The 14,117-nt window shown below is 51.2% G+C and carries 11 protein-coding genes; 7 read left to right on the top strand and 4 right to left on the bottom strand.

The window, feature by feature from the left end:
* Positions 1-42 precede the first annotated feature (42 nt).
* The 3 genes from CHB92_RS02370 to CHB92_RS02360 all read left to right on the top strand — a co-directional run bounded on the left by CHB92_RS02370 (position 43) and on the right by CHB92_RS02360 (position 4,024).
* A complete protein-coding gene (locus tag CHB92_RS02370) occupies positions 43-1,869 on the top strand; it encodes an LTA synthase family protein (RefSeq protein WP_089317571.1) in 1,827 nt (608 codons plus the stop codon).
* 155 nt (positions 1,870-2,024) lie between these two features.
* Positions 2,025-3,344, top strand: coding sequence for a tRNA (N(6)-L-threonylcarbamoyladenosine(37)-C(2))-methylthiotransferase MtaB (gene mtaB, locus CHB92_RS02365; RefSeq protein WP_089317570.1), 1,320 nt, complete (start codon positions 2,025-2,027; stop codon positions 3,342-3,344).
* Between the two features lie 65 nt (positions 3,345-3,409).
* Positions 3,410-4,024 (top strand): OmpH family outer membrane protein, encoded by a 615-nt coding sequence (locus CHB92_RS02360; RefSeq protein WP_245842251.1) that lies wholly within the window; start codon positions 3,410-3,412, stop codon positions 4,022-4,024.
* 82 nt (positions 4,025-4,106) lie between these two features.
* Here the strand turns inward: CHB92_RS02360 and CHB92_RS02355 are convergent, their stop codons facing one another.
* Entirely contained in the window at positions 4,107-5,348 is a 1,242-nt protein-coding gene (locus CHB92_RS02355; protein WP_089317569.1) for an ABC transporter permease, read from the bottom strand.
* A gap of 187 nt (positions 5,349-5,535) precedes the next feature.
* Between CHB92_RS02355 and CHB92_RS02350 the strand changes: the two genes are divergently transcribed.
* A complete protein-coding gene (locus CHB92_RS02350) occupies positions 5,536-6,744 on the top strand; it encodes an asparagine synthetase B (RefSeq protein WP_218824224.1) in 1,209 nt (402 codons plus the stop codon).
* Between the two features lie 147 nt (positions 6,745-6,891).
* On the opposite strand, the gene miaE is transcribed toward CHB92_RS02350, so the two are convergent.
* The 3 genes from miaE to lpxK are packed head-to-tail and all read right to left on the bottom strand — an operon-like array spanning position 6,892 to position 10,592.
* The gene (miaE, locus tag CHB92_RS02345) at positions 6,892-7,500 is read right to left on the bottom strand and encodes a tRNA-(ms[2]io[6]A)-hydroxylase (RefSeq protein ID WP_089317567.1); all 609 of its coding nucleotides are present in this window, start codon (positions 7,498-7,500) and stop codon (positions 6,892-6,894) included.
* A gap of 53 nt (positions 7,501-7,553) precedes the next feature.
* Positions 7,554-9,476: a putative porin gene (locus CHB92_RS02340; protein WP_144266259.1), complete on the bottom strand. Its 1,923-nt coding sequence runs from the start codon at positions 9,474-9,476 to the stop codon at positions 7,554-7,556.
* Positions 9,477-9,521: 45 nt separating this feature from the next.
* Complete coding sequence (lpxK, locus tag CHB92_RS02335; protein WP_089317565.1) at positions 9,522-10,592, bottom strand: tetraacyldisaccharide 4'-kinase; 1,071 nt, start codon at positions 10,590-10,592, stop codon at positions 9,522-9,524.
* Positions 10,593-10,662: 70 nt separating this feature from the next.
* Between lpxK and CHB92_RS02330 the strand changes: the two genes are divergently transcribed.
* From CHB92_RS02330 to CHB92_RS02320, 3 genes are all read left to right on the top strand, one after another.
* The gene (locus CHB92_RS02330; RefSeq protein ID WP_089317564.1) at positions 10,663-11,763 is read left to right on the top strand and encodes a Nif3-like dinuclear metal center hexameric protein; all 1,101 of its coding nucleotides are present in this window, start codon (positions 10,663-10,665) and stop codon (positions 11,761-11,763) included.
* A 3-nt stretch (positions 11,764-11,766) separates the two neighbouring features.
* On the top strand, positions 11,767-12,498 hold the full coding sequence (locus CHB92_RS02325) for a zinc ribbon domain-containing protein (protein WP_089317563.1): 732 nt from the start codon (positions 11,767-11,769) through the stop codon (positions 12,496-12,498).
* A 159-nt stretch (positions 12,499-12,657) separates the two neighbouring features.
* Complete coding sequence (locus CHB92_RS02320) at positions 12,658-13,950, top strand: anthranilate synthase component I family protein (protein ID WP_089317562.1); 1,293 nt, start codon at positions 12,658-12,660, stop codon at positions 13,948-13,950.
* Positions 13,951-14,117: the final 167 nt, after the last annotated feature.

Below are 14,117 nucleotides of genomic sequence, written 5' to 3'. Positions count from 1 at the left end.
GAAGGCCTGGCTTTGTTTTATATTTGCGCCGTGAAAAAACGCATGTACTTTCCGATCCTTTATTTTCTGTTCTGGGTCTTTTACTTTTTTATAGCAAGGGCTGCTTTTTTAATCTACCACCTGGATCAGACAGAGCAGCTTAGTTTGGAGGAGGTGGGCAATACGTTTCTGTATGGCCTGCGCCTGGATTCCTCCTTTGCCGCTTATGTGTCCGCCATCCCCTTTTTTCTTGTGCTGCTTGCTACCGCATGGCCCCGTCTCCAGGTAGCCCGGGCCGTACGTGTCTACACATACTTCCTGCTTGTACTACTAACGGTTTTGCTCGCTGCAGACCTGGAATTGTATACCCACTGGGGTTTCCGGCTCGATGCCACTCCCCTGCAGTACCTCCAAACCCCCGGCGAAATGGCGGCCTCTGCTGCTACGGCACCTGTCTTTTTCCTGGGCTTTCTAACACTTGTTCTCAGCCTTTGTTTTATCCTGCTTTACAAGCGATACTTTGATCTGAAGTTCTTTTATATTTATTCAAATCGCTGGGTAGCTAGCAGTTATATTTTGGCAATGCTGGCCTTGCTGGTATTGCCCATGCGGGGCGGATGGCAGCAGATCCCGATAAACCAGAGTGTGGTGTATTTTTCGGATAAGCCTTATGCCAATCATGCTGGCCTGAACATGCCCTGGAATGTGATGCACGCCCTGCTGAAGTATAACAAGACCAGCCAAAACCCTTACCAGTATATGCCAGCCGAGGAAGCACAGGCTCGCGTGGAGGGACTTTATGATGCTGTGTCTGACTCAACAGTGCGCCTGGTGCAGGAGGGCAAGCCGAACGTGTTATTTATCATCCTCGAAAGCTACACGGCTAAGTTCATGGGCAGCCTGGGTGGAGAACGGGGCGTAACCCCGAATCTGGACAGCCTGGCCGCTGCAGGCGTTTCTTTTACCAATATTTACTCGGGAGGAGATCGCAGTGAGAAAGGGATGGTGGCTTTACTCAGCGGTTATCCCGTGCAAACAACCACCTCCATCATTAAAACGCCACGCAAAACAGAGAAACTGCCGCAGTTAAGCAAAGTATTTGAGCAGCAGGGCTACCGTACGGGCTATTATTATGGCGGCGAACTGGAATTCGCCAACATCAAATCCTACCTGCGCAGCGGAGGTTATGAGCGGCTGATAGACAAATATGATTTTGACCCTTCTACCTATAACTCGAAGTGGGGCGCACACGACCATGTGCTGTTCGAGCGGGTGCTGCAAGACCTAGAGCAGGAACAAGAGCCGTTTTTTACGACGGTGTATACCCTCAGCAGCCATGAGCCCTTTGAGATCCCGATTCCGGCCAAATTCCCGGGCACCGATGAGGAGGCCAAGTTCCGGAACAGCGTGTATTATACCGATTGGGCTTTGGGCAGGTTTATCGCAGCGGCGAAAAAGCAAGCCTGGTGGGACAATACCTTGGTGGTGATCGCGGCAGACCACGGGCACCCCCTGCCGGGCCATGACGCGAATCACGTGCCCTCTAAATTCAGGATACCCTTTATTTTATCAGGAGGCGCTCTGACAGGGAAAGGCAGGCAGGTAAACACCGTTGGGGCACAAACGGACATTGCAGCCACCCTGCTGGCACAACTGAACTTGCCACACGATGACTTTAAATGGAGCCGTGACCTGCTTGCTGCAACGCCTTATCCTTTTGCGTTCTATGTTTTTAACGATGGCTTTGGTTTTGTAAGTCCAGCCGGTGTTTTGACTTACGACAATGTCGCCCAGAAGCCGATCACAAGAGCCCCTGGTGTGACAGACGAGCAGGTAGAGATTGGGAAAGCCTACATGCAATACTCGTTCGAGGATTTTGTGCAGAAATAAGCTGTGGAGCTTTCCATCTGCTTCAATACGATTGGGTTAGGAAAGGGCACTTCATCAATCCGTGTAGCGATAGAACCCGCTGATAGTTAAATTTTTAAACGTAAAGCCCTCATGCTCCCATTCAAAATTTGTTTTCGTATCTTTGCAGTCTGATTATGAAAAAAGTAGCTTTTTATACCTTAGGATGTAAGCTGAACTACTCAGAAACCAGCACCATTGGGCGTATTTTCCAGGAGCGCGGGTTTGAGAAAGTGGAGTTTACAGATACCCCGGACATTTACGTGATCAATACCTGTTCGGTGACGGATAATGCTGACAAGAAGTGCCGTAAGATCGTGAAGGAAGCACTGAAGCATTCTCCCAATGCCTTCGTCACGATTGTTGGGTGCTATGCCCAGTTAAAGCCAAAGGAAATTTCCGAAATACCAGGCGTAGACGCAGTGCTGGGGGCCGCGGAGAAGTTTCAGTTAGTGGATATACTGGAAACCTTCGAGAAAAAAGACAAGGCGCAGGTATATGCCAGCCCTATTGAAGAAGCCAATACCTTCCATAACTCCTACTCTTTTGGTGACCGTACCCGCACGTTCCTGAAAGTGCAGGACGGCTGCGATTACTCCTGTACCTTCTGTACAATTCCCCTGGCCCGGGGCAACAGCCGTTCTGATACGGTTGAAAACGTGGTCCGGGCTGCCGGAGAAATTGCTGCCTCCGGCGTAAAAGAGATTGTGCTCACAGGCGTGAACACGGGTGACTTCGGGATACAGGACGGGCAGCGCGTCACGTCTTTCTATGAATTGGTACAGGCCCTGGATCAGGTGGAAGGCATCGACCGTTTCCGCATCTCTTCGATCGAGCCCAACTTGCTGAAAGACGAGATCATTGCGTTTGTAGCGCAGAGCAACCGCTTTATGCCCCACTTCCATGTTCCCCTACAGTCTGGCTCCAACAAGCTGCTTAAACTGATGCGTCGCCGCTACCTGCGGGAACTTTATGCTGACCGCGTGGACAAGATAAAGAGCCTCATGCCCCATTGCTGCATTGGTGTGGATGTAATTGTAGGCTTCCCCGGTGAGACGGAAGAGGACTTTCTGGAAACGTATAACTTCCTGAACGAACTGGATGTGAGCTACCTCCACGTTTTCCCCTATTCGGAGCGGGAAAATACGCTGGCCCCTACGATGCCGGGCAAGGTGAGCATCAAAGACCGTAACCGCCGGGCAGACATGCTCCGCATTTTATCTGAGAAGAAAAAGCGTCATTTCTATGAGCAAAACATAGGGCGCGAGTTCACCGTGCTTTTTGAGGATGACGTGAAAGACGGCGTGATGGAAGGCTGGACCGAAAACTATGTGCGGGTGGCGGCCAAGTACGACCCCGTGCTGGTGAACGAGACGAAACACGTGCGCTTGACGCATGTCAATGCCAACGGGCTCATGGAAGCCGAAGAAACTTACCACGAAGTGCTCAAGCATTAGGTAATTGGCAAATTAAGGTGCTATATTTAAGGTGATATCTACCAACCAAACAAAATAAAGAAATAGTGAAAGCTTTAAAGATTACACTTGGGTTAGCAGTTGCTACATCATTCTTGGCTGCCTGCAATAACTCAAAACCAGACACCGTAGTTACTGGTACAGAAACAGCCGGCGAGCTAGGTGCTCCTGAGATTGTTTATGTAAACTCTGATTCGCTTCTGGCTAATTACGAATACTTTACAGATGTTCGTGACCGTCTGCAGGGAAAAGCAACAAGATCAGAGCAGGACCTTCGTGCAAAAGCCGAAGCTTTCCAGAAAGAAGTGGCAAAATATCAGCAGACAGGCGCTAGCATGAGCCAGTCTGAGCGGGCCGCGACAGAGGAGCGCCTTGCCCAAAAGCAGCAGCAACTGCAGGCCCTGAGCCAGAATGCGGGCAATGAGCTGGCTGGCGAGGAGTCAGAGGAAATGAAGAAGATCTACGACCGCGTAGAAGAGTACCTGAAGCAACTGAGCGAGGAAAAAGGCTACAAAATGGTGCTGACATACTCGCGCGGCAACAGTGCCATCCTTTACAGCGACCCTTCCCGTGATATCACGGAAACGGTGGTGAATGCCCTGAACGAGGCTTATGCCACGGAGAAAGGGGAAGCTGAAAAAGCTGCTGCAGAGAAGAAATAAGGAAACATTCAGCCCTTACATAAACAGAAAGCCCTCCGCGGATAAAGCGGAGGGCTTTCTGTTTTACTTGCGGCTCGTTTTCTTATTCGTACCGGAGGGATTCAATGGGGTCTAGCTTGGAAGCCCTGAAAGCCGGGTAGTAACCCGACACAACGCCCACCAGCACGCAAATGCTCAGGCCCACCACCACCCACAGCCAGGGCACTATAAAGCCACCCTCTCCTATCAGGGAGGCGATGCCATTCCCCATCAGGATACCCAGGATGATGCCGACCAGGCCGCCTAACAGGCAGATCACCACTGCTTCGATCAGGAACTGTTGCCGGATCTGATGGGAAGTAGCTCCCAGGGCCTTCCGCACCCCGATCTCACGTGTTCGCTCGTTAACTGATACCATCATGATGTTCATCAAACCTACCGAGGCGCCCAGCAGGGTGATAAAGCCGATCACAAAGCCCCCCACTTTGAGGTAGCCGGAGATTTCATCCAGCCGTTGGACCATGGAATCGCTGCGTCTTATCTCAAAAGAGGCTTCCTGCCCCAGTGGGTCCTGCCGTACACTGCGCATGATACCGGTTGCCTCCCCCATCACATAATTCAGTTCTTCCGGCCGGGGGATAGCTGTCTTGATGTCGTAGTTTAACACAGCGTTGTTTGTCTGCGGGATCTGGCGCCCTGTCTCCAGCGGAATGATAATGCGGCGGTCGCCACTGCCCCCCATGCTGCTCCCTTCCTTTTCCAGTTGCCCTACGATTTTAAAGCGCCGCCCCAAAAAAGTAATGTACTGCCCCAGCGGATCTCTGTTCTTGAAGAGGTTCGTGGCCAGCTCGTCGCCTATGATGGCTACGTTTACCCCCATTTCCTGCTCAAAGTTAGAGAAGTCTCTCCCCTTTGCCAGGTTCAGGTTGTTGTTCGCCAGGTAATTCGCATCCCCGGCCACGATGTTGATGTTCGGGTTTGTCTTCTCCGTCTCACTTTTCACCACGGTGGCCCCGGAGATATAGGCGGAGAGGCTTACCAAGGCCTTTTCCGACATCCTTTCCTTGTACTGCGTTGCCTGCCGGTAGTCAATCTGCGGATACACCTTCTCAACCCTTCCGCCACGGCTGCCCCTGTTATCATTGCCTTTGCGGCGAATGTCGAAAGAGTTCGCGCCCAGGTTCGAAAAGGTCTGCGTTAAGGAGTACTTCATGCTGTCCACCGCTGTCAGTATGCCGACCAACGACATGATGCCAATGGAGATGATCAGCCCTGTTAACACCGTGCGAAGCAGGTTCCCCTGGATGGCCCGCAGCCCTTCGAGTATATTTTCTATCAGGTTCATCCGTTAAAAAATGTGCGCTTTTGATTTTTTTTACGTTAGAATAAAAATGCAGCTTTGCTCCTAAGTTAGCCGCATTTTCCGAGAAAAGAACCAACTTTATACTATTCAACCTATTCTAAAGACGAACCCCATGTTTTTTCGTACGACTGCTCTCTTTCTTTGCTTCCTGCTGATACAACTAAGGGTTATGGCCAGTACGGTTCTGGTTCCGATGGATGAGGCGCAGAAAAACCACCTGAAGTCTTACGGTGCCGCCTATTGGGTACTGGGGAAGAACGTGCCGGTAGACTGGCTCCTGAATTACCGTGGGGGGAGCTTTGCCTTTCAGCACGCCCCGCAACTGGAGAATGAACTGATCGTGCGGGGCATCAGCTACAAGGTTATCTCGGACGCCCAGTACAACAGTATCCTGAGCGAGATCAGCCAACCTGAGGCAAACATGGATGTGATGAAGCTGGAGAAGGTGCCGAAAGTGGCCGTTTACTCCCCAAAGTCCAAAATGCCCTGGGATGATGCGGTTACTCTCGTGCTGACCTATGCCGAGATCCCCTATGATGTGATCTATGACGAGGAGATCATGAACGGTGAGCTGCCGAAGTATGACTGGCTGCACCTGCACCACGAGGACTTTACCGGCCAGTACGGTAAGTTCTATGCCAGTTACCGACACTATCCCTGGTACCAGGAGCAACAAGCAGAAGCCGAGGAGTCTGCCGCAAAGTATGGCTTTGACAAGGTGTCGCAGCTAAAGCTGGCGGTGGTAAACAAGATCAAGGAGTTTACCGCAGGTGGTGGCTTCCTTTTTGCCATGTGCTCCGCCACCGATACCTATGACATTGCCCTGGCCGGTGAAGGGGTGGATATGATAGAGGCCATGTTTGATGGCGATGCGGCCGACCCTACAGCACAGGAGAAACTGGACTACGGCAAGACTTTTGCCTTTCAGGATTTTAAGATCTCCCGCAACCCCCTGGAGTATGAGTACTCCAACATTGACGTACAGCCGCAGGAGCGCCCTGTCACCGAAGCCAACGACTATTTCCAGTTGTTTACCTTCTCTGCCAAGTGGGACCCGATCCCTACTATGCTCACACAGAACCATGCAAAAACCATCAAAGGGTTCATGGGCCAGACAACAGCCTTTCGGAAGCAACTGGTGAAGCCGGAGGTGATCGTGATGGGGGAAAACAAGGAGCTGGGCGAAATACGCTACATGCACGGCACCTATGCCCGGGGCACCTGGACCTTTTACAGCGGCCATGACCCGGAGGACTACCAGCACCTGGTTGGCGAAGACCCTACGGATCTGGCAATGCACCCCAACTCGCCGGGCTACCGGTTGATCTTAAACAACATCTTGTTCCCGGCAGCCAAAAAGAAAAAGCAGAAAACCTGATAAGTCCTGTAGATGTGGGGATCTGGAAATTTTAAGATGACCAAGACACTAAATAAAAAAAGAAAGCTCCTCGGTGACTAGCACCGAGGAGCTTTCTTTTAGCTTTATAGCTTTCCAACTACACCATCTTCAAGTTTCCAGATCTACTTAATGCATTCTGTCCGGGCGTGGCTCCAGGTTCCGGATAATTTCTGCTTCTATGGCGAGCAGCTCTTTTAAGCGGGCATCCACTTCTTCTACGGGCATGTACTCTTTGGCCAGCTTTACGAAACTCACGTAATGCCCCGCCTCAGAAACCATGAGCTCGTAGTAAAACTTCTGGAGTCCTTCGTCCTGTATGTTTTTCCAGAGTAATTTAAAGCGCTCGCAGCTGCGGGCCTCAATCAGGGCGTTTACCAAGAGGTGGTCCATGAGTTGACGTTCCCGCTTGTCTCCTTTGCGGATGTGCTTGGTTAGCTGTACCACATACTCATCCGGTCTGTTACGGCCCAGGCTGTAGCCCCGCTTCTTTAATTCTGCCAATACCCGCTCAAAGTGACTCCACTCCTCGGCTACCAGGTCTGTCATCTCCTCTACCAGCCGGGTTTTGTCCGGATACTTCACAATTAAGGAAATTCCTGAGGTTGCCGCTTTTTGTTCGCAGTAGGCATGGTCAACGAGAATATCTTCTATGTTCTTCTCGGCAATGTTCACCCAGCGTGGATCGGTGGGCAGCTCCAGGCGCAGAATGGTTTTGGTAGGTTGCGTCGTAGACATGGTGGTTTGGTTACAGTTAAAGATGTAGCTCTACAAAAGCTTACAAAGCTCCGTTAGTCAAAGAAGAACCACTTCAGGCCAAAGGTAAAGCTTCGGCGCATGCCCGGGTAGTACGGTGTTACAAAGTACACCGGCTCTTGCAGGTCGTAGTTAACGTGGCTCATTTTTAAAAAGAAGTTCACAGACTTGATATCGCCATTCAGGAACACATCAAACACCGGGTAACCCTGTACCGGGAACGCGTCCTGTACGAAGAATTGCTGCGTAACCGGCATGTACCCATCGGCATAGTAGCGGCTTGCCATTGTTAGCTGCATCCCCAGCTGGCTGAAAAGCGCGTCTTTAAAGATACTTGTCTCTACGTAGAGCTTGGACTCCAGCAACCACTCCGGTATCCGTACCTTATCGGCTTCCTCGGTGTTGGTATAGGCGGCAAAGTTCTCGAAGTGCAGGGCGCCAAAACGAATGTGGTGCTGCAGGTTCGCCCCCCAAAACCGTTGGTTGCCACTTAGCTGGTAGGGCTGAAACTCCTCTCCAAAATAAATGTACCGCTTGATGTTGGTGTAGTAGCCATTCAGCCGGAGAAACTGTCGCTCGCCTATCTTACCCACATAACCCGCGCCGATACGGTCTGTTACGGAGTTATCAAAGTCATTGTCCCAGATAAAGTGGTTGCTCAGCATAAAGCGCTCGACCAGGGAGGGAGAGCGGAGCACCCGTGCCAGGTTCGCATAAGCACCACCGATGCGGGCAGTACCAACTACCCTGTAGTCGCCTGCCAGTTGGTATTCCCCTTCCCCTATGAGTTCTGCCAGGTTCTTGTAAAACAGGCGGATCTTGCCTCCCACAAATACCTGGTTGTATGCCTCATCCACGCGTAAGTTCTGGAACACGGCTGAGTCCTGCCTTACCTGCTGTAGCACGCCATAGTCCATGCTGGCATTGCGGAGCCTCACATAGGCCCTGTAAGACGACAACTTGTTATTGCCTGTCATGCCCCAGGTGTTCTCTATTTCGTTGTAGGTTGTAACGTCACTTGTCCTGGTCCTGCTAAAGAGTGCCTGGGGGTAAAACAACAGCCTTTGGTAAGTGGCGTCAGTGCCCGGAGTTGCCCAAGGCAGGGCGTCATCCACGTACTCGTTGTTTTGTCTGCGCCAATCCAGGGCATGATACACTTTCAGGTCTTCTTTGGCCAACTTATAGATCTGCAAGGCGTGAAAACTATGGCGGGCCTCGCGGTTAACTGCCTGTGATAACCAGACGTCTTCCCCCTCATAGCGGAACAGCAGTTCGGGAAGGGTGTCGTTTACACCCGGACGTATCCCCCCTGTTTCTATCTGCTCCACTTTCATGTAGCTGTAGTTGGCGAACAGGTCGTATTTGTCGTTCTTTGAGCGGTAATGCGAAAAGAGCTTTACAGCCTTGTTATTGAGCAATCCGTTTTGCCTGCGGGTGGTGGCGCCGGCCCCAATTTGTTGCTCGGCAGATATAATCTGATAGGCCACGCCCACGTTCAGGCGGGGGGTAATGTTCCGGGTATGGAGTGCCTCAAACACTTGCTCACCCCTTCCTCCCTGTATGTAATACAAGTGGGTGTAGGGCGAGCGCGTATTAAAATAATTCACCCGGTAAGGATCATAGGCATAACGGTCGAACACGTTCTTGCCCAGCCTCACCCCTATTTTATAAGGCATCTCAAACAGCAGGGGCTGTGCAGCTGTGCCGATGTTCCCCAGGTGCTGGTAAAAAGAAGTGTCGTTGTACCAGAAACGCTCGTTATGGTAGTTGTTCAGTGTGGTATCAATGGGGATTTCCTTGTAGCGCCCCTCCAATACGTCCATCTCGAACAGTTGAAGGGTTGTTTTCGGGTTATAAAACAGCTTGGTGGAGTCGTCAATGATCTGAGCAAAGGAGTGTTGCCCTACTAACAGCAAACCAAATACTAGAAGTATATAGGTGTATGTCTTTCTTTTCACACGCCAAAATTAGTGAATAATATATTATTTCGGATAGGACTACTTTTAAACGGTAGCGGAGGGTCCTTTCTTATAAAAAGACCGGACATGTTGGAGGATCAGCTCGTCAAAGGCATGCTGCCCGGACAGAAGTTGCACTTCAATTGGAACGTAGAAAAAAGGGAGTTCCTGCGTCAGGTCCTTTAGCGCCTCGCCGGCCAGTTTCACCGCGTCCTTTCGTGTCGTCATCAGGGCGGCCCCCGAAAAGCGGGAAGTAGTTAACAGTTGCATTAACTGCAGCAAGTCTTCCTGGCTATAGTCGTGATGATCCGGAAAAGCAAGGTGCTGCAGGATGTCATACCCTTGAGAATGCAGGTACTGGAACAAAGAACTGGCATTCGCAATGCCGGTAACCAGTACAATGCGCTTGCTTAGCTGTGCTTCAGCACCAAAGCTTACAGGAGCACCATAGGCGAAGGCAGAAAAGAAAACAGGCGTGCCAGGCTTGGAATAGGTCTTGACGCGCTTGCTTATTTTTTCCTGCTGGTCTTGCCCTAAAGCAGGCGGGCACTTTGTGACGATGACCAGGTCGGCCCGCGAGGCCCCCTGCCTTGTTTCGCGTAATAGGCCGGCAGGCAACACGAGGTCTTCGTAAAAAGGTCTGTTAAAGTCGGTTAGCATCAGGAGTAGCGAAGGCTTAACCGGGCGGTGCTGCATGGCGTCATCCAGCACGACCACCTCTACGCCCGGTACCCGTTGCCGTATCTGTTGAATTCCCTCTACCCGGCTTTCGGCTACGGCCACCGCTACCCCCGGAAAATCGCGGTGGTACTGAAAGGGCTCGTCGCCGAGCAAGCTTGCGGTGCTCCGCTCATCAGCCAGTATAAAACCTTTACTCTTACGCTTATAGCCTCTGCTCAGCGTAGCAAGCCTGTAAGAGCGAAGCAGCCGCAACAGGTACTCGACGTGCGGTGTTTTGCCAGTGCCCCCTACCGTGAGGTTCCCTACAGCAAGAACGGGAAGCTCAAACTGCTGAGAGGAGGCAATTCCTTTATCGTAAAGAAAATTACGGGCAGTAGTTACTCCTCCGTATAGCAGGGAGAAGGGCCAAAGCAGCTTTTGCAGATATTTAACCATGGGCTTGTTGCTCTGGCAAATTTAAGAGTAATTTTAAAGGCAGCCGCTAAAACCGAAACGAAAGAGACAAATGACAAAAATAAAGGACATCGTCCAGGCGCTGGAACGCCTGGCGCCGCTCCGCTACCAGGAAAGCTACGACAATGCCGGCCTACAGACCGGTGACGCCGAAGCAGCGGTAACAGGGGTGCTCGTAACGCTGGACTGTACGGAAGATGTAATCGACGAAGCAGTAGCGAAAGGTTGTAACCTGGTCGTAGCCCACCATCCCGTCATATTTAAAGGCTTAAAACAGCTGACAGGACGTAACTATGTAGAGCGCACGATCATAAAGGCGATACAGCATCATATTGCTATCTACGCCAGCCACACCAATTTAGACAATGTGCTGCATGGTGTAAATACTAAGATCGCAGACAAACTTGCTTTACAGAACCAGCGGATTCTGGTAAACAAACCCCAGACCCTGATGCAGCTCGTCTTCTTTGTGCCCGTGGAAAATACGGAGGAAGTCCTGCAGGCCCTGCACAAGGCTGGAGCGGGTAACATCGGGGAGTACAGCAACTGTAGCTTTGCCGTAGAGGGGACCGGCAAATTCAAGCCCTCTGCTCAGGCGAAGCCGACGATTGGGGAAGCCGGGAAGCCAGAGCAAGTGCGGGAAAACCGCGTCGAGGTCCTCTTTCCGGCTTACCTGCAAGGCAAAGTGATGGCGGCTCTACAAGAAGCACACCCCTACGAGGAGGTCGCGCACTATTTGTATAACCTGGAAAACAAGAACCAGGAAGTAGGCATTGGGATGCTGGGCGAACTGGAGGAACCGCTCGCTGAGGAGGCTTTTCTGGCTTACCTGAAAGAGAAAATGCAGCTCAAAGGGCTACGCTACACGACCATAGGAAACAAAACCGTAAAACGGGTGGCCGTGTGCGGGGGAGCCGGAAGCTTCCTCATCAAGGATGCCATCCGGCAAGGGGCCGATGCGTTGGTTACCGGCGATGTGAAGTACCATGAGTTTTTCGACGCAGAGGGGCAACTGATGATCGCGGACATCGGGCACTATGAGAGTGAGGTGTTTACAAAGGAAATTTTTTATGCCACAATTTCGAAAAACTTTACTAATTTTGCAGTCTTAATATCAGAAGTAAACACAAACCCTGTCAGATACACTTTTTAATACATGGAAAGTACTGTAGCCAGCAAACTGGAAGCTCTTATGAGGCTTCAGAGCATCGATTCACAACTTGATGAAATTAGAAGAGTTAGAGGAGACCTCCCTGAAGAGGTTCGTGACCTTGAGGATGAGATTGAAGGCTATGAGGTAAGGGTTCGTAAGTTTGATGATGAGGTTGCCGGACTGAATGAGAGCATTGCACAGCGCAAGCAGGCCATCAAAGACGCTGAAGGCCTGATTCGCAAATATGAAGAGCAGCAGCAGAATGTTCGCAACAACCGCGAATACGATGCCATCACCAAAGAAATAGAACTGCAGAAACTGGAGATCCAGATCAGCGAGAAGAAGATCAAGGAGGCACACTACCAGATTGAGCAGAAGATCAACGAGATCGAAGGCACCAAGAACCGCCTGGAAGAGCGCCGCAAGGACCTTGACAATAAGAAGAAAGAACTAGAGCAGATCGTTTCTGAAAGCGAAGGCGAAGAAAAGGGTCTGGAGCAGGAAAGAGAAAGCGCAGCACAGGATATTGAGGAGCGTCTGTTAAGTGCCTATACCCGTATCCGCAGAAACGTACGCAATGGCCTGGCTGTTGTAACCGTGAAGCGCGATGCCTGTGGTGGCTGCTTCAACACAGTTCCTCCGCAGCGCCAAGCAGACATTGCCGCCCAGAAAAAGGTGATCGTGTGCGAGCACTGCGGTCGTATTTTGGCTGGTGTAGAGCAGCGCGTTTACTAAGCTCGCAGAGTAGCTAAAGAATCTTTATGGATACAGAAAAAAGGATGGCTTCGCCCATCCTTTTTTTATTGCCCCAAGGCAGGCCTGCGCAACAGGTTCCTCCTTTAACAAAACGTAGAGAAGAGACACAGGTGCGCTGCACCATATCTTTTGCATAACATGTTTACGCATACCATCACGGCTAAAGAGCTGCCCATCCCATTGGATGAGTTCCGGTTAAAGGCGCTGGCCTGGGCAAACCAGTACCCTCATGTAGCCTACTATAGCCCGGGGCACGCAACTTACCCGCACGGTGGCTTTGCGCATTTGCTCGCCGTTTCTTCCGGCAGCATTCCCTTAGATGAAGCCCATGCTTTTGATAGTCTACGGCACCTGCTACAGCAGAGGCAGGGCTTGCTGTGTGGGTTTTTAACCTATGATCTGAAGAACCAAGTTGAGCGGTTAAGTAGTCAGCACCCGGATAAGTTGGGCTTCCCTTCTGTTCATTTCTTTTCGCCAGAAGTCTTCTTTTACTTTAAAGAGAATAGCATAAGCATCTGTACGCCTGCTGCTCACGCGAAAGACGCTTTGGCGGCCATACTAGCTGTTCCGACGCCACAGCCAGCTAGTCCTAAAAAAGTACAGATCAGGCAACGCGTTTCCAAAGAAAAGTACCTGCATGACGTAGCGCAGATGCGGAAGCGGATCCGGGAAGGAGACGTGTATGAGTTAAACTACTGTATTGAGTTTTATGCGGACAATGTACAAGTGGCGCCTCTCCCGCTCTACCTGGCCCTGCACCAAGCTTCCCCTACTCCTTTTTCCGGTTACTTTAAGCTGCACGACAAATACTTGCTGTGCGCATCGCCAGAGCGTTTCCTGAAAAAGGAAGGGAACAAGCTAATCTCACAGCCTATCAAGGGAACCATCCGACGGGGGGTAACGCCGGAAGAAGATGAACGGCTACGCCAACAGCTGCGGCATGATGAAAAGGAACTGGCCGAGAACATGATGATCGTGGACCTGGTGCGCAACGATCTCAGTCGTTCCTGTGCCATCGGAACCGTGCAGGTCGAGGAAATGTTCGGAATCTATGGCTTTAGGCAAGTGTGGCAAATGATCTCTACCATAAGCGGTAAGCTACGGCCGGAGATGGACCTGGTGGACGCCTTGCAGGGGGCTTTCCCCATGGGCAGCATGACGGGGGCACCCAAGATCAGCGCGATGCAGCTTATTGAAGAACTGGAGTCTACGAAACGAGGCCTCTACTCCGGCACCATCGGCTACATAAAGCCTAATGGCGACTGCGACTTTAATGTGGTGATACGGAGCATTCAGTACAATGCCAGTGAGGGCTACCTGTCATTTATGGTAGGCAGCGCCATTACCTATGATGCGGATCCCGAAAAGGAGTACGAAGAGTGTTTGCTGAAGGCGCAGGCCATGCTGAAAGTACTGAACCAGGCTTGGTAGCGGTGTCTTTCAGGGGTAGGTTGGCTGAAGCACCTTTTTTAAAAGCTTAGGGATAAGCCTCTTGTCGTTTGCCTGTTTTGGCGGTTTTTACTCATCGACCATAATTCTTTAATTGCGTCTGCCATTCTGTCACACCTTTGAGAACATTATAGTATATTTGTAGCTGT

The sequence above is a fragment of the Pontibacter ummariensis genome (assembly GCF_900188175.1).
GTDB classification, from domain to species: domain Bacteria; phylum Bacteroidota; class Bacteroidia; order Cytophagales; family Hymenobacteraceae; genus Pontibacter; species Pontibacter ummariensis.
This window is presented reverse-complemented; position numbering and strand designations above follow the sequence as displayed.